At 70.1% G+C, this 21863-nt stretch carries 17 protein-coding genes; 7 read left to right on the top strand and 10 right to left on the bottom strand.

Annotated elements, in window-relative coordinates; all coding sequences use genetic code 11:
- Positions 1 to 13 precede the first annotated feature (13 nt).
- The 3 genes from M4D53_RS02675 to M4D53_RS02665 form a co-directional block, all read right to left on the bottom strand.
- Positions 14 to 5212 (bottom strand): beta strand repeat-containing protein, encoded by a 5199-nt coding sequence (locus tag M4D53_RS02675; protein WP_259951750.1) that lies wholly within the window; start codon positions 5210 to 5212, stop codon positions 14 to 16.
- 239 nt (positions 5213 to 5451) lie between these two features.
- Entirely contained in the window at positions 5452 to 7956 is a 2505-nt protein-coding gene (locus M4D53_RS02670; RefSeq protein WP_259951749.1) for an FtsX-like permease family protein, read from the bottom strand.
- Positions 7956 to 8723, bottom strand: a complete 768-nt coding sequence (locus tag M4D53_RS02665) for an ABC transporter ATP-binding protein (protein ID WP_187662901.1) — start codon at positions 8721 to 8723, stop codon at positions 7956 to 7958. The genes M4D53_RS02670 and M4D53_RS02665 overlap by 1 nt, the downstream gene beginning before the upstream one ends.
- Before the next feature lie 108 nt (positions 8724 to 8831).
- Here M4D53_RS02665 and M4D53_RS02660 point away from each other — a divergent pair, with 108 nt between their 5' ends.
- The 7 genes from M4D53_RS02660 (at position 8832) to M4D53_RS02630 (ending at position 14064) form a co-directional block, all read left to right on the top strand.
- Positions 8832 to 10076: a sensor histidine kinase gene (locus M4D53_RS02660; RefSeq protein ID WP_259951748.1), complete on the top strand. Its 1245-nt coding sequence runs from the start codon at positions 8832 to 8834 to the stop codon at positions 10074 to 10076.
- The gene (locus tag M4D53_RS02655) at positions 10064 to 10702 is read left to right on the top strand and encodes a response regulator transcription factor (RefSeq protein WP_259951747.1); all 639 of its coding nucleotides are present in this window, start codon (positions 10064 to 10066) and stop codon (positions 10700 to 10702) included. Before M4D53_RS02660 ends, M4D53_RS02655 begins: the two co-directional genes overlap by 13 nt.
- A gap of 47 nt (positions 10703 to 10749) precedes the next feature.
- Positions 10750 to 11520 (top strand): LysM peptidoglycan-binding domain-containing protein, encoded by a 771-nt coding sequence (locus M4D53_RS02650; RefSeq protein ID WP_259951746.1) that lies wholly within the window; start codon positions 10750 to 10752, stop codon positions 11518 to 11520.
- A gap of 249 nt (positions 11521 to 11769) precedes the next feature.
- The gene (locus M4D53_RS02645; protein ID WP_187662898.1) at positions 11770 to 12114 is read left to right on the top strand and encodes a PadR family transcriptional regulator; all 345 of its coding nucleotides are present in this window, start codon (positions 11770 to 11772) and stop codon (positions 12112 to 12114) included.
- 2 nt (positions 12115 to 12116) lie between these two features.
- Positions 12117 to 12488 (top strand): DUF1048 domain-containing protein, encoded by a 372-nt coding sequence (locus tag M4D53_RS02640; protein WP_187662897.1) that lies wholly within the window; start codon positions 12117 to 12119, stop codon positions 12486 to 12488.
- A complete protein-coding gene (locus M4D53_RS02635; RefSeq protein ID WP_259951745.1) occupies positions 12485 to 13300 on the top strand; it encodes an ABC transporter ATP-binding protein in 816 nt (271 codons plus the stop codon). Before M4D53_RS02640 ends, M4D53_RS02635 begins: the two co-directional genes overlap by 4 nt.
- Positions 13297 to 14064, top strand: coding sequence for an ABC transporter permease (locus tag M4D53_RS02630; protein ID WP_101847789.1), 768 nt, complete (start codon positions 13297 to 13299; stop codon positions 14062 to 14064). The genes M4D53_RS02635 and M4D53_RS02630 overlap by 4 nt, the downstream gene beginning before the upstream one ends.
- A 180-nt stretch (positions 14065 to 14244) precedes the next feature.
- Here M4D53_RS02630 and M4D53_RS02625 read toward each other — a convergent pair whose 3' ends face one another.
- The 7 genes from M4D53_RS02625 to M4D53_RS02595 form a co-directional block, all read right to left on the bottom strand.
- The gene (locus M4D53_RS02625) at positions 14245 to 15747 is read right to left on the bottom strand and encodes a lipase maturation factor family protein (protein ID WP_259951744.1); all 1503 of its coding nucleotides are present in this window, start codon (positions 15745 to 15747) and stop codon (positions 14245 to 14247) included.
- A 56-nt stretch (positions 15748 to 15803) separates the two neighbouring features.
- Entirely contained in the window at positions 15804 to 16781 is a 978-nt protein-coding gene (bsh, locus tag M4D53_RS02620) for a choloylglycine hydrolase (RefSeq protein WP_259951741.1), read from the bottom strand.
- Positions 16782 to 16928: 147 nt separating this feature from the next.
- On the bottom strand, positions 16929 to 17207 hold the full coding sequence (locus M4D53_RS02615) for a hypothetical protein (RefSeq protein WP_259951740.1): 279 nt from the start codon (positions 17205 to 17207) through the stop codon (positions 16929 to 16931).
- 182 nt (positions 17208 to 17389) lie between these two features.
- A complete protein-coding gene (locus M4D53_RS02610; RefSeq protein ID WP_259951738.1) occupies positions 17390 to 18085 on the bottom strand; it encodes a hypothetical protein in 696 nt (231 codons plus the stop codon).
- Between the two features lie 221 nt (positions 18086 to 18306).
- On the bottom strand, positions 18307 to 19215 hold the full coding sequence (locus M4D53_RS02605; protein WP_259951737.1) for a glycine betaine ABC transporter substrate-binding protein: 909 nt from the start codon (positions 19213 to 19215) through the stop codon (positions 18307 to 18309).
- A 170-nt stretch (positions 19216 to 19385) separates the two neighbouring features.
- Positions 19386 to 20345, bottom strand: a complete 960-nt coding sequence (locus tag M4D53_RS02600; RefSeq protein WP_259951736.1) for an ABC transporter permease — start codon at positions 20343 to 20345, stop codon at positions 19386 to 19388.
- Complete coding sequence (locus M4D53_RS02595; protein WP_232089145.1) at positions 20345 to 21688, bottom strand: quaternary amine ABC transporter ATP-binding protein; 1344 nt, start codon at positions 21686 to 21688, stop codon at positions 20345 to 20347. Before M4D53_RS02595 ends, M4D53_RS02600 begins: the two co-directional genes overlap by 1 nt.
- Positions 21689 to 21863 lie beyond the last annotated feature (175 nt).

The raw sequence follows: 21863 nt of genomic DNA, 5'->3' as shown, positions 1-21863 counted from the left end.
TCCGGCGGAACCGCTAGCTCTGCAGGCGGCGTCGGCGCACCAGCAGCAGCACGGCACCGCCGATCAGCAGGGCGATCGCGAGCCCGAGGACCCACGGGGCCAGCTGTCCACCCGTGAGAGCGAGCGGCGTCAGCACCGGGTTCTCGGTCGTGCTCGTCGGCGGCGTGATCGTCTCCCCGCCGGGAGGCGTGGCCGACGCCGTGGCCGCGTTCCGCAGCGTCGCTCCCGCCGCGTCGGCGTGCACGGTCACCGCATAGGTGATCACGACGCGCTCCCCTTCGGCGAGGCTGCCGGTCCAGCGCAGCGTCGTGCCGTCGATCGTCGGCGCGGCCACCGCACGGTCACCCACCGTGGCGGTCGCCGAGCCGCGGAGGTCGGCGTGCCGCAGCACTCCGGCCAGGTCATCCGTGACGACGACCTCGTCCAGACCCGTCTCGCCGGTGTTGGTGCCGGTGAGGGTGTAGGTCACGACGCTGCCCGTCGCGACGGCGGAGCCGGATGCGGGGTCGGACGTCTTGACGAACGCGAAGCCCGGGGTGCCGACGGGGTTGTCCGTCGTCACCGGCGGCGGGGTCAGCTCGGCGCCACCCGGAGGCGTCGCCGTGCCCTCGACGGTGTTCGCGATGATCACGCCGCCGGCGTCGCCGTGCACGGTCACCGAGTAGGTGATCGTGACGCGCTCGCCGACCGCGAGGTCACCGGTCCAGGTGAGCTCATCTCCCGCGACGACGGGTGTCGCGGCGGTGCCGTCGCTCAGGGTCGCCGTCGCGTCGCCGTTGTAGGCGGCGTGGGCGAGCACACCCGAGAGGTCGTCGACGATGCGGACCGGAGCCAGCGCCGTCTCCCCCGTGTTCACGCCGGTCACCGTGTAGGTGACGACGCTGCCCGGGTCGACACGCGTGCCGGAGGCGGGGTCGGCGAACTTGCGCAGCTCGAAGCCCGGCTCGTTCACGGGGTTCTCGGTCGTCGCCGGCGGCGTCTCGATGGGCGGCACGCCACCCGGCGGGGTCGCCGAGCCGGAGGCCGAGTTCTCGATCACGGACCCGCCGGCATCCGCCCGCACGGTCACCGAGTAGGTGATCGTGACGGTCTCGCCGACCTGCAGCGCACCCGTCCACGACAGCCCCTCCTCGGCCACCGTCGGCGCGGTGGTCACCGTGCCGCCGATCGTCGCGGTCGCATCGTCGTTGTACTCGGCGTGCGCCAGGACACCGGAGAGGTCATCGGTGACGGTGACAGGGTCGAGAGCCGTCTCCCCCGTGTTCACGCCGGTCACCGTGTAGGTGAGGACACTGCCCGGGTCGACCGCCGTGCCCGCAGCCGGGTCGACGCTCTTCGAGACCGAGAATCCGGGCTCGTTGACCGGGTTGGTCGTGACACCGGGCGGCGGCGTGATCGTGGATCCTCCGGGCGGGGTCGCCGTCGCGGACGCCGCGTTCTCGATCACGGTGCCGACGCCGTCGGCGCTCACGGTCACGGAGTAGGTGACGGTCACGGTCTGGCCGACCGCGAGCGCCCCCGTCCACGACAGCTCGGTGCCGTCCAGGGTCGCGGGAGCCGCAGCGGCACCCGCGATGCTCGCCACGGCGTCCGCGTTGAACGTCGCGTACGGCAGCACGCCGGACAGGTCGTCGGTGATCGTCACCGGGTCGAGCGCCGTCTGGCCCGTGTTGACCGCGGTCAGCGTGTAGGTGAGCACGTCACCGGGGTCGACAGCGGTACCGGCGGCGGGGTCGACGGTCTTGGCGAACGCGAAGCCGGGCTCGTTCACGGGGTGCTCCGTGCTCGACGGCGGCGGCGTGATCGGCGTGCCGGGAGTCGTGGGGCTCTCGGGGTCGCTCGGGTCGGCGGGGATGAGCGGGGTCGCCTCTCCCGTCGCCGTGTTCGCGATGGTCTCGCCGCCGGCGGTGGCGTCGACGGTCACCGAGTAGGTGATCACGACGTCCTGGCCGGGGCGCAGCACGCCGTTCCACGACAGGGCGCCGTCGGCCACGCGGACATCGCCGCGGGTGGCGGACACGTCGTCGTTGTACGCCGCGTGGGCCAGCGCCGCGCGCAGGTCGTCGCCGATCTCGACGGGGTCGAGGACGGTGTCGCCCGTGTTGCGGCCGGTCACGGTGTAGGTGATCACGGTGCCGGGGTCGACGCGCGTGCCCGTCGCCGGGTCGGCCGTCTTGGTGACGGTGAACCCGGGGGTCGCGACGGGGTGCTCCGTCGTCGCCGGCGGGGTCTCGACCGGGGTGCCCGGCGTCGTCGGACTCTCCGGGTCGGTCGGGTCGGTCGGGATCAGCGGGGTGCCCTCACCGGACACCGTGTTGCGGAGCAGCACGCCCGTCGCCTCCTCGTCCACCGTCACCGTGTAGGTGATGTCGACGCGGTCGCCGGGAGCGAGCGTCCCGGTCCAGGTGAGGGTGGTGCCGGAGAGCGTGACGGATCCGGACGAGGCCTTCGCGTCGCCGCCGTACTCCGCGTTCGCGAGGACGGCCGAGAGGTCGTCGACGATCGTCGCGGGGTCGAGGACCGTGTTGCCGGTGTTGACGCCCGAGACCGTGTAGGTGATCGTGTCACCCGCGCGGACGGCGGTGCCGGAGGCCGGGTCGGCCGACTTCGTGACCTCGAAGCCCGTGTCGACGACGGGGTGCTCCGTCTCCGCCGCCGGCGGGACGATCGGGGTCCCCGGCGTCTTCGCCCCGGAGGGGTCGGCGGGGTCGGTCGGGATCTGCGGCGTGGCCGATCCGGTGACGACGTTGTGCAGCAGGGCCTTCTCGACACCCGCGTCCACCGTCACGGTGTAGCGGATCGTGACCGATTCCCCGCGCGGGATAGCGCCGGTCCAGGTGAGGGTGGCGTCGGCGACCCGCACGGAGCCGCGGTCGGCCGTGACGTCGTCGTTGTAGCCGGCGGAGCCGAGCACGCCCGACAGGTCGTCGACGATCTCCGCGGGATCGAGGTCGGTGTCGCCCGTATTGGTGCCGGTGATCGTGTAGGTGATCGTGTCACCGGCGGACACGGCCGTGCCGGAGGCGGGGTCGGCCGACTTCGAGATCGTGAAGCCGGAGCCGATCACGGGGTGCTCGGTGGTGACCGTCGGCGGGACGATGGGGTCACCCGGAACCTGCGGCCCGGTCGGGTCGCCCGGGTTCGGGGTGGTGGGAGTGCCCGATCCGGTCACGCTGTTGCGCAGGATCTCGCCGGAGGTGTCGTCGCCCACGGTCACCGAGTACGTGATCGTCACGGTCTGTCCGGGCTGAAGCGTTCCGGTCCAGGCGAGGGCGTTCCCGGTCAGGGTCGCGCCGCCCGTGGTGACGGTGGTGCCGCCGACCGTGGTCGTGATGTCGTCGTTGAAGGCGGCGCTCGCGAGCACGCCGGAGAGATCGTCGGTGACGGTCGCCGGGTTCAGGACGGTCGCCCCGGTGTTCGTGCCCGTGACGGTGTACTCGATGGTCTGGCCCGGCTCCACCACGGTGCCCGCGGCGGGATCGGAGGTCTTCGCGACCTCGAAGCCGGCGACGGGGTGCTCGGTGGTGACGGCTGGAGGGGTGATCGGAGGCAGACCGCCGGGCGGGGTGCCGGATGCGGTGACGCCGTTGGCGATGCGCTCGCCCTCCACGCCCTCGTCGACGACGACGGAGTACGTGATCGTGAGCACCTGCCCGGGCTCGAGGGCACCGGTCCAGGCGAGGTCGTCGCCCGTGACGGTGGCGGCACCGGACGACACCGGGTCGCCGTCGATCGCCGTCGCCACGTCGCCCTGGTACTCGGCGTTGGCGAGCACACCCGACAGGTCGTCGGTCACGGTGACCGGGTCGAGGCGGGTGTTGCCGGTGTTCTCGGCCTGCACCGTGTAGGTCAGTCGCTGGCCGGGCTGCACGGCGGTGCCGTCGGCGGGGTCGGAGGTCTTGCGGAGAGCGAGGTCCGGCGCGAGGCGGACGTTCGTGTAGGTGCACGTGACGTCGGTGCCGAGCGGGCCGGACGGCTGGGTGACCTGTCCGTCGGCGGTGACGGCCACCGGGGTGGTCGAGCCGTCGGCGTTCACCTGCAGGCAGACGAGGGAGGCGTCGTACTTCGTGAGGTCGGTCGAGCCCGCCGCCGATTCGGACAGCCGGAAGGTGTCCCCCTGGTTGGTGAACACGGGGCCGACGTAGTCCGGCTGCAGACCGGAGCGGTCGCCACGGGTGACGGCGTCGGTCTGCGCGACCTGGTAGCCGACCGGCGACTGCACGCGGAGCCCGAACTGGTCGGTCCCGGCGTGACGGCCTTCGGGGAGATCCTTCTTCAGCGTCAGCGTGTTCGGGAACGTGCAGCTCGCCATGTCGGTGGGCGAGAAGGACCCGAGCGAGGTGGTGTTGACGGTCTGTCCGCGGGGCAGATCGACCTCGACGATGTACGGGTTGGTCCCCCCAACCGAGACGAAGATGTGGCCGAGGTTCCCGAACGCGATGCCGTTGCCCTGCACGCCCGCGCCCATGTCGTGCACCTGCTTGGCATCGATCGTGGCCGTGCTGGGCTGGAGCGTTGCGGGCAGGTCGGCGGAGTAGATGTATCGGTCGGCGACCAGCACGAGCTGACCGGAGGCACTGAAGGCCATGTCGCCGTTGGCCCCGAAGGCGCTGCTGCCGGTAGTCGGGCGCAGCTTGCCTACCTGCACGTAGGTCTGCGGCGTGACGCTCTCGTTCCACGCATAAAGGTTGATGGCGCCATCGAGCGTGCCGCTGGCGAAGTAGTACACGCCCGTGACGGGATGCACGGCCCCTCGGAGGACAGAGGAGTCTGTGCGGCTGGTTCCCAGCGTGAACGGCGTTCGGGTCGTCGTTCCCTCGCCCCGACGGTCGTGCTTGGCCAGCACCTTGTCCGTGCCGACGTTGGTCACCGTGTACGCGTACGTTCCGTCCGCCGACAGGCCGAGCCCGTTGTCGGAGTGGCCGAGGCCGATGCTCGTGGCGCCGAGGGTGCCGCCCTGCTCGTTCACGGCGAACTCGCGCACCTCGGTGGCGCTCTGCACGTACACCGCTCCCGGCGTGCAGAGGAACGGCTCTGCCGCGGCGGCAGGCGCGGCGGTCAGCGTCCCGCCGACGACGATCATCGACGACGCGACGAGCGCCGTGCTCACGGCACCGCCGATCAGCCTCTTCGTCCGGCCCCGCCAGCGGCTGCGCCGCTCCGGCGGAAGGCCATCGGACGTGCGGTCCTTGCGGGCAACACGGAATCCCATGACTGCTCTCCCCATTCATCGCGTTCCGGCACGCGTCCGCGCACACGGAAGCCCCCGCCCCCTCAGGCGACCGCCGAGCACCCTTTCGGGCAGGGTGGACTCGGTCCGGGCCTCCGCCAGCCTGCCCGGCTGCCGCGGAGGCCCCCGTCCGAACCGGGGGAATTCACCCCTCCTTTTCACCCCGGGCGCACGCCGGAGGGCGCACCGGGGTCCCGATGCGCCCTCCGGTGGTCGCGGGCCTACTCGCGAGAGCCGATCTCCTCGATCGGGCGGCGGCGCAGCGCGGCCCCTGTCGCGACCCGCAGCGCGACGAGGGCGAGCGCGCCCATGCCGCCGACGATCGCGAGGGAGCCGAGCACGGGCATCGCCGGGAGCGGCTGCCCGGAGATGCCGTAGCTCATCCCCATCAGAGGTGGGATCGCCACCAGCACGCCGAAGACCATCGCGAGGGCGGCGATCAGGATCGCCTCGGTGCGCATCGTGGCGCGCACCTGTCCCCGGGAGCCGCCGATGAGCTGCAGCAGGGCGAACTCACGGGACCGCTCCCCCGTCGCCATGACGAGCGTGTTCACGACGGCGATCGCGATGTACCCGAGGATGACCAGCAGACCGATGAGGCTCACCCATCCCTGCTGCGACACGGCCCCGGTCATGCTGGGCTTCTGACCCGAGCCGGGGGCCACCTGCAGACCGTCGGCGGCGAAGGCGTCGGCCGGCGCGTCACCGTCCACCGACACGAGGGCGAACGAGTCGAGCGCTGCGGAGGTGTGCGCGCGGACGTGGTCGACCGCCATGGTGAGATCGCCGAACCCGAGACCGCGCTCGTAGATGCCGACCACGGTCGCCTCCAGCGGCGCCCCGTCGCCGAGGACGCCCGTCACCGGGTCGCCGACGTCGAGGCCGAGCGTGTGCGCCGCATCGGCGCTGACCGCGACGGTCGCACCGCCGTCGAGGGCGGTGAGGGACCCCTCCTGCACCCGCAGGTCGAGCAGGCCGTCCGCGGTCGTCGGGTCCACGCCCTGGAGCACGTACTCCGTGCGCTCGATCTGACCTTCGATGTCGAGCGAGTCGAGCACCGCGGTGCTGACGACCACGCCGGTCGCTGCCGTCACCCCCGGCTCGTCGCGCAGCGCGCCGACGGCGTCGGGGGAGAGCCCGGCCGGGGCGGCCACACGCAGGTCGGCGGTGACCCCGGCCCGGGCCTGGGTCGCGGCCTCGTCCGCGACGATCGCCGGCCCGCCGATCTGCACGAGACCCAACCCGATGCCGAGGGCGATCGGGAGGATCGCGGCCGCCATCCGCCGACTGCCCGCGGTGGTGTGGGCGGCGGCGAGGAAGCCCGCGGCCGACGAACGACGCAGCACCGGCCCGACGAGGCGCACGCACAGGGCGACGAGCCACGGTCCCAGGAGCGCGAGCGCCACGATGAGCATGATCGCGGCACCGGCGGAGGCGCCGACCGCTGCGTCGCCGCGGAGCATCAGCGGGACGGTCGAGACCGAGACGCCGGCGGCGGCGAACACGATGCCGGTGATGATGCGGGGCAGGCCGATCGGGCCCTGGCCCGTCGAGGACTCGCGCAGCGCCTCGATCGGATCGAGGCGGGCGGGCCGCCGGGCCGCGATGCGCGCCGCTCCCCAGGCCGCACCGAGCACCAGCACCGCGGCGGCCAGTGCCGGGAACGGGCTCAGCGCGAGGGCGAAGTCGCCGGGGATGACCCCACCGGCCACGAACGCCGACTGCAGCACGGAGGACAGCATGTACCCCGGAGCGATCCCGAGCAGCGCGGCGACGACGGCGACCGCGAGCGTCTCCCGCGCGATGAGGGCGTGCACCTGCGACGGCGTCGCCCCCACCGCGCGGAGCAGGGCATACTCGCGGCGACGCGGCTGGACCGACAGCGACAGCGTGCCGGCGACGATGAAGAGGGCGACGAGGATGCAGGTGCCCACGAACGCGCTGCCGATCGCGATGAGCAGGGTGCGCGCCGCCGCCGAGTCGAGGAACTCCACGTCGCCGCGGGCGTCACCGGTCCGGGCGACCAGATCGGGGAACGCGTCCCGGATCGCGGTCGCGGTGCGCTCGGGGTCGCCGTCGACGAACACGCCCAGCGCCTGCGGGGCGCCGCCGTGCGGGTCGAGGTCGCGGACGCGCTCGTCCGTCAGGAACACCGGCACCGCGCGCTCCGGCATGCTCTCCGCAGACACCAGACCGACGACCGTGTACGTCGCCGCGATGCCGCCGTGGGCGCGCGCAAGGGTCTCGCCCACGGCGTGCCCGGCTCCGGAGACCACCACGACCTCGTCTTCGGCGGCGGGCTCCCGCCCCTCCGCGGGCGTGAAGCCGGTGAGTGCCGTCGCGGACCAGGGGTGCGCCTCGACCACGGCAGGGGTCGTCCCGCCGGGCACCGACAGAGGCACGGTCACGTCGGCGACCACGGCCTCGACGCCCGGAAGCGCAGCGATCTCGCGCGCGGCGTCGGCGGGGACGGAAGCGCGCTCACGCAGCGGCACCGGCAGGTCCTCCGGCACGTCGACCTGCTGCACCGCCCCGACGACCACCTCGGCCGCCGTGTAGCGCTGCGGGGCGAGGCCGCCGCGGATGCCGGACTCGACGAGCACGCCGAGTCCGGTGACGAGTGCACTCGCGACGAAGATGGCGACGAAGACCCCGGCGAGACTGCGCCGATGATGACGGAGGTCGGCGCGGATGATCCGTCCGAGCCCGAGCGGCGCGGCCGACATCACCACTCCCCCAGCGTGCTCATGCGATCCGTGATCTGCTGCGGGGTGCCGCCGTCGAGATGTCCGGCGAACGCCCCGTCGGCGAGGAAGATCACCCGGTCGGCGTGGGACGCCACCACGGGATCGTGGGTGACGACGACCACGGTCTGATGCAGCTCCTTCGCGGTGTGCGCGAGGAGGTCGAGCACCTGCTTCCCGGTGCGGGAGTCCAGGGCCCCGGTGGGCTCGTCGCCGAACACGACGTGCGGGCGGGTGATGAGGGCTCGGGCGATTGCGACGCGCTGCTGCTGTCCGCCGGAGAGCTCTGCAGGGCGACGGTGGCGACGGTCGGTGAGCCCCACCGCGTCGAGCAGCGTCTCGAGCCGGCCGTGATCGAGGGGGCGGCGGCCGAGGCGCAGCGGGAGGGTGATGTTGTCCTCCACGCTCAGCGCCGGCAGCAGGTTGTAGGCCTGGAAGACGAAGCCCACATGGTCGCGGCGGAAGGCCGTGAGCTGCCGGGGCGTGAGCGCGGAGATCTCGGTGCCGCCCAGGTGCACCGTGCCACTGGTCGGGCGGTCGAGACCTGCGGCACTGTGCAGCAGTGTGCTCTTGCCGGAGCCGGACGGCCCCATGATCGCGGTGAACGAGCCCCGCGCGATGGCGAGGTCGATGCCTCGGAGTGCGGTCACCCGGGTGCTGCCGGAACCGTAGGTCTTGACGAGGCCGCTGAGGCGCAGGGCCTCGGCGGGGGCCGCTTCGACGAGCGGCGCAGAGGAGAGGGAGGTCATGCTTCGACGGTAGGAAAGCCGCGCGACGGCTCCCATCCCGCACGGTGCCGCATCGATGGTGGAGCTGGCTCTACCGCGGGCCGCGGGGCGCTCGGGCAGACTTGCAGGGTGAACGAGGGATGGATGCGCCGCTGGCTGCGTGGATGGCTGCCCGATGCGCGGTTCCTCGCCGTCGAACTCGGGGCCTCCGTCGTGTCCCTCGCGCTGTTCTGCGTCATCCTCGTGCTGCTGCCGCTCATGCTCATCACGGGCGGGGTGCTGCTGCTCCCGCAGGTCGTGCAGGTGCTGCATGCCTGGAGCGACCGGGCGCGCCGCCGGATCGGACGCCGGCGCGGGGAGGACCTCCCCCCGCTCACGCGCACGCTGCCGCGCGGCGCGACGATCGACGAACGGCTCCGCTACGCCTTCTCCCGCGCCACCGCCCGAGACGCGCTGTGGCTCACGGTGCACGCCTTCCCGGTGATGTGGCTGTCGCTGCTGACGCTCGCGCTGCCCCTGTCCGCCGTCAACAGCCTCGCCGTCACCTGGTACTGGCAGTTCGCCCCGGCCGACGACCCGGTGGGCTCACCGTACCCGGTCACGTCGTGGGAGCTGGCGTGGACCATGCCGCTCGTCGCCCTCGCCTATGCGGTGGCCGCGCTGTTCCTCGTGCCGGTGGTCGCCCGGCTGGTGGCGTTCGTCTCGGCGAAGCTCCTCGCGACGCCGCAGAAGTCGCGCCTCGCCGCCCGCGTCGACGCGCTGACTCTCAGCCGCGCGGCCGCCCTCGACGCCCATGCCGCCGAGCTCCGTCGCATCGAGCGCGACCTGCACGACGGCGCCCAGAACCGCCTGGTGAACGTCGTGATGATGCTGGGGATCGCGGAGCGCGCCCAGGAGACGGGCGGCGACGTGCTCGAGCCGTTGCGGCGCGCGCAGGACGCGGCGACCGATGCCCTCGCCGGCCTCCGCCGCACGGTGCACGACATCTATCCGCCGATCCTCGACGAACTGGGTCTCGAGGGGGCGCTCGCCTCGCTCGCCGGGCGCAGCGTCGTCCCGTGCACGCTCGACGCCGCGGACGTCGGTCGGGTGCCGGCAGCGGTCGAGTCGGCCTCGTACTTCGTGGTCGCGGAGGCGCTGACCAACGTGAACAAGTACAGCGCCGCGACCCGCGCCACGGTGCGGGTCGAGCGAGAGGGCGAGCTGCTCCTCATCGCGGTGGAGGACGACGGGGTCGGCGGCGCGGTCGAGCGTCCGGGCGGGGGTCTCGCGGGGATCCGACGCCGGGTCGAGGCGTTCGAGGGCACGATGGACCTGTCGAGTCCCGCCGGGGGACCCACCATCCTGCGGACGGAGCTGCCATGCGGATCGTGATCGCGGAGGACGACACCCTGCTGCGGGAGGGCCTCGCGCTCCTGTTGCGCACTGAGGGCTTCGACGTGATCGGCGCCGTGCCGGACGCGGACGGGTTCCTCGCCCTGCTCGACGAGGCCGATGCGGCGGTGGTCGACGTGCGGATGCCGCCGACCTTCACCAGCGAGGGGCTCAAGGCCGCGGCCGAGGCGAGAGCCCGCCGCCCCGGCTTCCCGGTGCTCGTGCTCTCGGCGTATGTGGAGGACCGTTACGCGGGGGAGCTCCTCGCGGCGGGGGCGGACGGCCTCGGCTACCTGTTGAAGGAGCGCGTGGGCAAGGTCGCCGCGTTCGTCGACGCCCTGCGCCGGGTGGCCGCCGGGGGGACCGTGATGGATGCCGAGGTCATCTCGCAGCTCATGAGCCGGCGTCGCGCCGACGACCCCGTGCAGACCCTCACTCCGCGGGAGCGTGAGGTGCTCGGGCTCATGGCCGAGGGCCTGGACAACACCACCATCGCCGCACGCCTGTTCGTGACGGAGACCGCGGTGAGCAAGCACATCGGCAACATCTTCGCCAAGCTCGGGCTGGCCGCCAGTGACAGCGGCCACCGCCGCGTCCTCGCCGTCCTCGCCTATCTCCGCGGCTGACGCTTCCGCCCTGGTGCTCGGCGCGCTTCGATGCCATGCTGACCGGGATGAAGCGCTCCACCACGATCACCGCCGCCGTCGTCGCCGTCGCCGTCGCCGGCTTGATCGTCGCGGCCGCTCCTGTCGTGGTCAGCGCCGCGTCCGCCGTGTTCGACGTCACCTCGTGGGCGTCGGAGCGCTTCGCCGTCGAACCGTCGCCGACCCCCAGCCCGGCGGCCCTGAAAGCCGAGGACACGGCCGAGGACGAACTCGTCGACCTGGGTGACGGCATCAGCGTTCCCGCCGGCGGACCGGGGGACTGCACCACCAACGCGTTCATCACCATCGGCAGCGACGACGGCTCCCCGATGCACGCGAAGCTCCTCGGCGAGCTCGTGGACATGGGCGCGTCGGAGCTCGCGGGCGGACCCGTCACCCTGGATGCGGACGGGCGGATCTTCTCGTACGAGGTGCAGTCCGGCGACAGTCTGATCGCGATCGGCGAGCGCTTCTGCGTCGACTACGTCACTGTCGGCAGCTTCAACCATGTGCGCGGCTTCGAGCCGATCGCACCCGGCGACGTCCTCTACCTCCGTCCGGACCCGACTCTTCCGTTCGTCGACATCTACGGGCCGTACAACGCCGCGCCCGGCTCCTCCACGATCGCGTACTACGACGGAGTGGCGGCGTTCTCGACCGCCGTCGCCACCGCCGACCTGGGCGCCGCGAGGTGGCTGTGGCAGCGCCTGGAGAAGGACATGCCTCCCGAGACGGCCGCCGTGATCTCGCAAGCGCTCCACGACGACGACCTCCCCCTCCTCCGCCGCCTCTTCCCCTAGCCCCCTCCCCCCGTCCCCCTCCCCGTCCCGCTCCCCCCGTCCCGCTGAGACCCCGGGTTGTCGTCGAGACCCCGGGGTCTTCGCGTCGCCACGCGGGGGTCTCGCCGCGTACCCGGGGTCTCGGCGAAAAGAGGGAGGAGAAAGTTCAGTATTCGGTGATGCTAAGTACCAGTACTCAGTGTTACTTTGTACCGGTACCCAGCAACACTGAGTACCGAACGGAAGACAAACAACGAGAGGAGGGTACCGATGGGCAAGCAGATGACCGAGATGCTCAAGGGAACCCTGGAGGGCATCGTGCTGGCCCTCCTCGCCGAGCAGCCGGCCTACGGGTACGAGATCACGGCACGAATCCGAGACCACGGGTTCACCGACATCGCCGAGGGCACGATCTACGCACTCCTGGTGCGCATCGAGCAGAAGAACCTCGTCGACGTCGAGAAGGTGCCGAGCGAGAAGGGCCCACCCCGGAAGGTGTACACCCTGAACGCCCAGGGCCGACAGGAGCTCGAGGAGTTCTGGACCACCTGGAGCTTCCTCAAGACGCACATCGAACAGCTGGAAAAGCGCGACACCGAGAACAAGGAGAACTGAGCATGGCCGCGAAGTGGATCGAAGCGATCACCGGATCACTCGAAGAGAAGAAGCAGTACAAGCAGGCGCAGGCCCGCATCAACGCCCTCCCCGAACCGTACCGGGAGATGGCGAAGGCCCAGCAGCGCTACAACCTCTACTACGGGGGCCTCACCGACGGCGACACCATCGTGAAGATGTTCCTCGACATCGCCGATATGTGGGAGCGCGCCGCGATCGACGGCACCCCGGTCAGCGCGATCGTGGGCGACGACCCGGTCGAGTTCGCCGAGAACTACGCCGCGGCGTACGGCGGTCGCCAGTGGATCGACAAGGAGCGCGCACGCCTCATCAAGGCGTTCGACGACGCGAAGAAGAAGGAGGAGGAATCATGACGACGCCTGCGATCTCCGTCCGCGGCATCGAGAAGTCGTACAAGGACCTGCACGTGCTGCGCGGCGTCGACTTCGAGGTGGAGCGGGGATCGATCTTCGCCCTCCTCGGGTCGAACGGCGCGGGCAAGACCACGATGGTCCGGATCCTCTCCACGCTGCTGAAGGCGGATGCCGGCACCGCGTCGGTGCAGGGCATCGACGTCGCGGCGGACCCGCTCGGCGTGCGGGAGAGGATCAGCCTCACCGGGCAGTTCGCCGCGGTCGACGAGATCCTCACCGGACGCGAGAACCTCGTGCTCGTCGCGAAGCTGCGGCACCTGCCCGACCCGGGTGCGGTGGCCGACCGGCTCCTCGCACGCTTCCGGCTCACCGAGGCCGGGGGCCGCAAGGTCGGCACCTACTCCGGCGGGATGCGACGCCGGCTCGACATCGCGATGAGCCTGGTCGGCGACCCCGAGGTCATCTACCTCGACGAGCCGACCACGGGCCTCGACCCCGAGTCGCGCATCGAGGTGTGGGACGTCGTGAAGGAACTCGCGAGCGGCGGCACGACCGTGCTGCTCACCACGCAGTACCTCGATGAGGCGGAGCAGCTCGCCGACCGCATCGCGATCCTGCACGAGGGCCGCATCATCGCGAACGACACCCTCGCCGGACTGAAGCGGCTCCTTCCGCCCGCGAAGGTCGAGTACGTCGAGAAGCAGCCCACCCTCGAGGAGATCTTCCTCAGCCTCATCGGCCCTTCGACGGGCTCAGGGACCCACCCTTCGACGGGCTCAGGGACCCAGGTGAAGAGAGGAGATGCAGCATGACCACGCACTTCGCCGCCGACACGGCGACGCTCACCGGCCGCTCGATGCGGCACATCTTCCGCAGCCCCGACACGATCATCACCACCGCGGTCACCCCGATCGCCCTGATGCTCCTGTTCGTGTACGTCTTCGGCGGCGCGCTCCAGCAGAGCACCGGCGCCGAGAACTACGTGAACTACCTGCTGCCGGGCATCCTGCTCATCGCGATCGCGTCGGGCATCGCCTACACGGCGTTCCGGCTGTTCACCGATATGCAGAGCGGCATCTTCGAGCGGTTCCACTCCATGCCGATCGCCCGGTCGAGCGTCTTGTGGGCCCACGTGCTCACGTCCCTCACGGCGAACGCGATCACCCTCGCGATCATCTTCGGGGTCGGGTTCCTGATGGGCTTCCGCACCGGGGCGAGCGTCTGGGCCTGGCTCGGAGTGATCGGCATCCTGATGCTGTTCACCCTGGCGCTCACCTGGCTGGCGATCATCGCGGGCCTGAACGCCAAGACCGTCGACGGGGCCAGCGCCTTCTCGTATCCGCTGATCTTCCTGCCGTTCATCAGCTCGGCGTTCGTGCCGACCGACACCATGCCGGCTCCGGTGCAGTGGTTCGCGGAGAACCAGCCGGTGACCTCGATCGTCAACTCCATCCAGGCGTTGTTCGCGGGGGAGCCGGTCGGGTCCGACATCTGGGTCGCGCTCGCCTGGTGCGTCGGGATCCTCGTGGTCGCCTACGTCTTCGCGATCATCTCCTACCGGAAGAAGGTCAGCTGATCGACGTCCAGCGAGACGGAACGCTCCGACCGGGGACTCTCCCCGGCCGGGGCGTTTCGCCGCGCTCGGCGCGTGTTCTCCCGGCCGCGTTCCGTCGCGTCGGGTTGCGTCAGGTCGCAGATTCTCGCTGAGGTCGCAGCTTCGCCCGGAATCCGTGCGACCTCGTGCGGATCTGCGACCTCAGCGGAGCCCGACCGGACCGAGCACCACCCGGCGACCCGTCCGGACCCAGACCGCGCCGTCGGCACGGTGCTCGGCGCGGGTCGTGAAGCGGTAGCGGTAGGACACGGCTCGCACCCACCGCGGCCGCTCGCCGTGGAAGGGGTCCACGCGCAGCATCCGCAGCGTCGGGGCATCAGCCTCCAGCAGCCGCACGAGGAACACGGAGAACCAGTCGTCCAGCGAGTGCCCGAGCGGCAGGAACCACATCAGCCAGTCCAGCCGCAGATGATACGGAGCGAACTGCCGCGGGATCCGCCGCACGTCCCCCGGCTTCCCCCGGAACTCGTACTCGCGCCAGTGCCGGCCCTCCTCGTCGTCCGACCCCTCGACGACGATCTCGACCCGCTCCCGCGTGACCGTGCCGAAGGCTCCGTAGGCGTTGGCGAGCTGCCAGCGGTTGAAGCTCGCGTTCATGAGCTGCCGTCGCGCGAAGAGGTTGCGCACCGCGGGCACGCTCAGCACGACGAAGAGCACACCGACCGCCGAGGTCGCCACGACCCACCACAGCGGCATGCCCGACACCGTCCACGGCAGCGAGGTCTCCGGCGTCCGCTCCGGAGTCCCGATGCCGGGGAGGCCGATCGCGGAGAACCCGAGCACGATCGTGGCCCAGTTCAGCCACGCGAAGTTCCCGGTGAGCACGAGCCACAGCTGCGTCGCGATCACGATCCCCCCGGCGACGGCACCGACCCACGCGGCCCCTTCGACAGGCTCAGAGACCCAGCCAGCACTGTCGGGGAGCCAGAGGGTGAGGATCGGCGCGAAGAGGAAGAACGGCACGACGAGCTGCGCGATGTGGTTGCCGACCACCTCGAGCTTGTGGAACCACCGCGGCAGCAGATGCGCCTGGCGGCTCAGCGGCCCGGGCATCGGCTGGGTCTCGTGGTGGAAGGTCATCGCGGTGAGGTCGCGCCACTCGCGTCCGCCGCGGATCTTGATCATCCCGGCGCCGAACTCCAGCCGGAACAGCAGCCACCAGAACAGCACGATCACCACAGTCGGCGGCGGCTGGTCGTTCGAGCCGAGGAAGGCCGCGAGGAACCCCGCCTCCAGCAGCAGCATCTCCCACCCGAACGAGTAGAACGTCTGCCCCACGCTCACCACCGACATGTAGCCGAACCACAGGGCGAGGAACGCGAGCATCGGCACCCACGGCGGTCCGAGCTGCGGCACCCCGACGACGAGCAGCGCGGCGACGACGATCCCCGCCCAGGACAGGGCCACCAGGCGCCGGTCGGTGTAGCGGACGCGGGTGAAGAGCGTGGGGTGCAGCAGCTTCCGGCGCTCGCGCTTCTGCGTCACCCAGTCGAGCAGCACGGGCGCGGGCAGGAGCCCATGCTCGCCGAGGAGCGGACGGAACTGGTTCAGCGTCGAGACGAACGCGACGAGGTACAGCGCCGCGATGCCCCGCTGCAGGACCTCGCGGGCGAACCCGAAGTCGACCGCCGCGAACCCGTCCACGGCCACAGGCTACGCCGCGACCCGCCGGCCGATGAGGGGGTTGCGCGTTCCGGAGATCAGTTCTGCATCGCGATCTGCTGGCCCTTCACGAGCGGATACGCCGCGAGCTCGGAGCCGTCGAGATCCTCCTTGTGCATGTCCACACCCGTGATCTGGCTGTTCTCGTAGGTCGTGTAGTAGTACACGCCGGTCGCGGTGTTGGCGCACGACGAGTAGATCGTGATCTCGTACTTGTCCTCATCGCCGACCTGCACGCACCCGCGCTGCTGGGCGACCGAGCCGAGGATCTGGAAGAACTGGCTGATCGACTCCGACTCCGACGTCCCGCACACCGAGTTCATGCGTGTGAACACCGCCTTCACAAACCGCGACGACGACGACAGGTCGCCCGGCAGGCCGATCCCGCCCATGCCCCGGCTGTAGAGGTCCATCGGGACGTCCGAGGCGAAGGTGTTCTCCGGCTGCCGCTTCGAGAGGTGCTGATAGTCGTTGAGCCGGAAGCTCTGGATGTCGAACGTGGGATTGTTCGTGAGCACGCCCCACGGGTTGTCATACACCTTGAGGCCGCCGCGCACGCTCTCGACCGTGATCGACGCGCTCTTGTCGGCGATGATCCAGTGCAGCGGCGACAGCGGGAACTCCGGGCTGAAGTCGATGTCCACGAGACTCACCGACCGCAGGGCCTCTTTCACCTCGGCCACGGTCTCGAACTGTCCGAGAACCCAGGGGATGAACTCGAACGGCGTGACCTCGGTGTCCCCCGACCCCGGTGCCGGATAGTGCGCGTTGTCCGGGAAGTTGAGCCCGGCCATGCCGAGCCCCTTCTCGTTGACGGCGTCGTAGTAGAGCGGGTAGCCGTCGGCGATCGTGGCGATCCCGATGATCGCGTGATGCGTCGGCAACGACGGCAGCCGGTGGAACGGGAACGGGAAGTTCCGCGGCGTGACGGTCACCGTCTCGTTGTAGGAGAACTCCAGATCGAGGTTCCTCCCGAAGTAGTGGTCGGCGGTCGTGAAGCTCAGTCCTGTGCACATCGGTCTCTTCCCCCCTCCGCGACCCGGGCGGGTCGGCGAGTGCGGGCCATGCTTCCACCTTCCGGGGGTGAGCATAAGGGGGGCTCACCCACGACGAAGGAGGGCCTCCCGCTGCGGGAGACCCTCCTTCGAGACGTGCGACGGGTGTCAGATCTCGCTACCGGCTCCTCCCGACGACCGGACGATAGCTCCGATCCACAATGCGACGTTCACTCCCGCGACGATGCAGAGGATCAGCGGCACCCACCCCGCAGCACTCGCTCCATCGACGAAGACCAGCAGAGCGAGGAGGGCGACTTCTGAGAGCATGAGCCCCCACAGCGTTACGTGCACCACTCGTATACGGCGAAGGTCGGTCGACATCAAGGCGCCCGTGGACAAAACCATCAGCGCCGCTAACGACATATTGGTCATGGTTTTCTCCACCGCAGGAGACCCTTTCACGCTAATTGGGCACGCAGAAGTAGCCGGACCGCATCACCGTAGGGGCGAAGGGCAGAACTCCAGTCACCCAGGTGTGCCCTACCCAAACACCACGGCTCTTGATGTTGCAGACATTAAGGAGTGCCGCACCGAAGCCAAGGAGCGCGCCTGCCAAGGATGTGACGTTAACCGCCGCCCTGATGGTGATCGACGACCTGGACGAGCTTGCTGCCGGAGACTTCGTAGTGCGTCGCGATGCGCTGGCCTCTCGCATCCGTAGCCCACGGTGTGCCAATCCTTCCGATCATTGCGGTGAGTACCTCAGTGCCGTCGTCCACGGCAGTTCTGCTCAATGAAGCCGAGCCGTCCTCGTTGATCGCGATATCCACATCGTCGGGCAGCGCATACGACAAGCGTCCGGGCGCATCCGGGCCGGTGATGACCGTGCTAATGCGCAAACCACCCTCAAGTGCCTGAATCACCCCGGTCACCTCTGACCCCTCGCCCACCGCGCTCCCGTCCTGTGCAACGGACACCTCAGCGCTTTGAACCTGCTCAGGCAGACCGATCGTGAGGCCCGTCAGCTCCCCTCCCCACGTACCGGCCGGCGAGATTTCAATCGGGTCCGAGAAGGCGCGAGGCACGGATACGGTTGCGTCCTCCCCGGCTGAGACGAGCGCTCCGTTCAGAGGCTGCAACGGCACCTGCGTCACTTCATCTGCCTGCGGATGGATCTCCGCGGCGGACGAGACGACATCCACGGCTTCCTCCGTACCGTCGATTTCAAACGCGTTCGCTGCCACACCCCCGGAGGAAGCGAGCATGGCGACTATCACGACGCTCGCGATACCGACGCGCGGGAATCGGTTCTGTCGATTCATCAGATACCTCTTCTTGTATCGAGTTCAACATCCCGCCTGTACAGGACAGTACCCGGGCTGTCGTAGGCGCGCTGTCCCCCCTTCGGGGGACAGCGCGATCAGACCGGACGATCGGAATAGCTGAGCGCGACCATGACCGTGACCGCGAGCGAAAAGGGTCACCCACGACGAAGGAGGGCCTCCCGCTGCGGGAGACCCTCCTTCGAGACGTGCGACGGGTGTCAGCTGGTGACGGTCCAGTCGAACTGGTCGCCGTACTCCTCGAGCCACGCGTCGACCGCGTCGGCTTCCTTGCCCTCGCCGTACTCGTTGACCACGAGGTCTTCGAGCGCGCCGTACTGCTCGTCGTCCAGCTTGATCTTCTTGATCAGCTCGGCCGCCTCGGGGAACTCGTCCGCGAAGCCCGTGGTGCCCAGGAAGTGCAGGCCCTCGGCCTCGCCCATGGCACCCTTCGGGTCCTCGAGGTCCTTCACGGGGAAGGCGTCGTTCGCCCAGAACGGACGCCACAGCGTGACGACGATGTCCTCCTTCTTGTCGGTCGCGGTCTTCAGCTCGGTGAGCATCGCCGCGGTCGACGAGGTGACGAGCTCGTACTCTCCGTCGAGGCCGTACTCGGGCATCATCTTCTGGGTCTGGGCGGTCAGGCCCGCACCCGGCTCGATGCCGTAGATCTTGCCGTCGAAGTCGGCGCCCTTGCCCGCGAGGTCCTCGATCGAGGTGAGCTCGGAGTACTCCGGCACCGCGAGGGTCAGCTTCGCGTTCTTGTAGTACGTGCCGAGGTCTTCGATGTCGTCGCCGTAGGTGTCCATGTAGGAGGCGTGGGTGAGTTCCGGCCACGCCGACGGGTACATGTCGACGTCGCCCTGCGCGAGTCCGGTGTAGAGCGGGCCGGCCTCGGTGAGCGTCTTCATCTCGACCGTGTAGCCGATCTTCTCGAGCTGGTCCTGCAGGAGGTAGGCGGTGCTGAGGCCGTCGGTCCAGGAGGGCAGGAACCCGAGGGTGATGGTGCCCTTGTCCTCGGCACCGTCGCCGCCGCCGCTCGTGCCACCGGCGCCGTCGCCGCTGCATCCGGCGAGGGTGAGCGCTGCGGCTGCACCGAGGGCGGTGATGGTCAGGATCTTCTTCTTCATGTGACTCTCTCTCTTGCGTTCCGTATGTGATTCAGGAGGTGCGGACGAGGCCGCGGGACAGCTGTGCCGGGATCGAAACCGTGCCGGGAGCCGCGCCCCGGCGCCCGTTTTCCATCCCGCACCGGACGAAAGGGGTGGGGGACGGAAACGGGGGCGCGGGACAGGGGCGCTCAGGCGCGGGCGAGCTCGGACTCGGTCGGGGCGGAGTCGGCGGGCGCGGAGGCAGCGGGCTCCGACGCCACGGGAGCGGAAGGCCGGGACGAACCGCGACGCTTCAGCATGCCGAGGAGCGAGGAGCGGTTCTCGCCGGGCGCGCCCAGAGCGGCGGTCACCCGGTCGAGGAACACGGCGATGAGCACGACGCCCAGTCCCGCCTCGACACCCTTGGGGATGTTGATCGTCGAGATCGCCTCGACGACCATCTTCCCGAGCCCGTCGGCTCCGGCCATACCGGCGATGACCGCCATCGACAGCGCGAGCATGATGACCTGGTTCACGCCGGCCATGATGGTCGGCATCGCGAGCGGCAGCTGGATCCCGCGGAGGATCTGACTCGGCGTCGCTCCGAAGGCGTGTCCGGCCTCGACGGTCTCGGCGTCGACACCGCGGATGCCCAGCTCGGTCAGGCGCACGCCGGGAGGCAGCGCGAAGATCACGGTGGCGACGAGTCCGGGCACCACACCGATGCCGAAGAACACGATCGCCGGGATCAGGTACACGAAGGCCGGCATGGTCTGCATGAAGTCGAGCACCGGCTTCAACGTCGCGCGCACCGTCGCATTGCGCGCCGACCAGATGCCCAGTGGCACCGCGATCAGCACGGCCACGACGGCGGCGACGAGGACCAGCGCGAGCGTCTGCATCGCCGGGACCCAGAGGTCCATGGCGACGATGAGCCCGAACGACAGGATCGTGCCGATCGCGAGCTGCCACGACCGCACGACCCAGGCGATCAGCGCGGCGATCACGATGATGACCGCGAAGTGCGGGGTGAGGAGCAGGCGGGTCAGGCCGTCGACCAGGAAGCTCACCACGAACGAGACCGCGTCGAGCAGGCCGTCGAGGTTGGCGGTGATCCAGTCGACGCCGGCGGCGACCCAGTCGCCCACAGGAATGCGGAAACCGTCCATCAGCGCACCTCCTCCGTGTCGACCTGGGCCTCTGAGCCGAACCCACCCTGGGTCCCTGAGCTCGTCGAAGGGCCGGGCTCGGCCGTCCATCCGTCGTCGAGCACGGCGTCGATCTCAGCCTGGGGCATGGGGGTCATCGGCAGCAGGATCTCCTCGGTCGCTCCGGGCCCGGGACCGAGCGCCGCGAGCAGGGTGACGCGCGGGATCACGCCCGCGAGGCGGCCGTCGGCATCCGTCACCGCGAGGGGCAGCGGCGACTCGACGGCGGGGACGAACAGGTTCATGAGGACGTCGTCCTCGCGGACGCTCTGCAGCACCGGCTTGATGATCGAGTCGAGGCGCGTGGCGCCCTGACGGACGAGCTTCACGGCATCGCGGTCGGTGACGACGCCGACCAGCTGGCGATCCTTGCCGACCACGTAGGTCGCCGACATGTAGGCGTCCCGCATCTGGCGGAGCGCGGTGCGGGGACCGGCCGACTCGGCGACGACGGGGCGCGGACGCTCCATGACGTTCGCGGCGGTGAGCACGCGCGCGCGGTCGACGTCCTGCACGAACTGCTCGACGTAGTCGTTCGCCGGGTCCATGAGGATGTCCTCCGGCGTGCCGATCTGCACGATGCGCCCGTCGCGCATGACGGCGATGCGGTCGCCGAGGAACATGGCCTCGTTGAGGTCGTGCGTGATGAAGACGATGGTCTTCTGGAGCTTCTGCTGCAGCTCCAGAAGCTGCTCCTGCATCTCGCGGCGGATCAGCGGGTCGAGCGCGCTGAAGGCCTCGTCCATGAGCAGGATGTCGCTGTCGGCGGCGAGGGCGCGGGCGATGCCGACGCGCTGCTGCATACCGCCGGACAGCTCGGAGGGCAGCTTGTCGCCCTGGCCCTCGAGCCCGACGAGGGCGAGGATCTCCTCCGCCTTGGCCTGGCGCTCGGCCTTGCCGACCCCCTTGAGCTCGAGCGGGTAGGCGACGTTCGCGGCGACCGTGCGGTGCGGCAGCAGCGCGAAGTGCTGGAACACCATCGAGATGCGGTCGCGGCGGATCTCGCGCAGGCGCGCGGCCGGGATCCCCGTGATCGGGTCGCCGCCCACGGTGACGGTGCCGGCGGTGATGTCGTGCAGGCCGTTCAGCATGCGGATGATGGTCGATTTGCCCGATCCGGACAGGCCCATGATGACGAAGATCTCACCGCGGTTGACGGTGAAGCTGGCGTCGATGACCGCGGCGGTCCCCGCATCGGCGACGGCCGTGCGGCTCTCCCCGGCCTTCAGTCGGCGGACGGCGGCGCTCGGATTCCTCCCGAACACCTTGTACAGATGGCGCGCTTCGAGTGCTGTTTCGGACACGTTTCCCCTGCGGCTCGGCCTTCGGGTGGCTGAGCCTGCTTCGGTTACGCCCGGGTGATCCTCACGAGGCCGTTCGACGTCTTCGCTGTGGCGGCACAGGCGGCGGATTTCGGATCCGCCGCAGAGGGGATCGACCGTACGCCCACGCCTCTTCGCCGCACAGCTCATCGAAGGA

Source organism: Microbacterium meiriae (assembly GCF_025143875.1).
Classification (GTDB): domain Bacteria; phylum Actinomycetota; class Actinomycetes; order Actinomycetales; family Microbacteriaceae; genus Microbacterium; species Microbacterium meiriae.
This window is presented reverse-complemented; position numbering and strand designations above follow the sequence as displayed.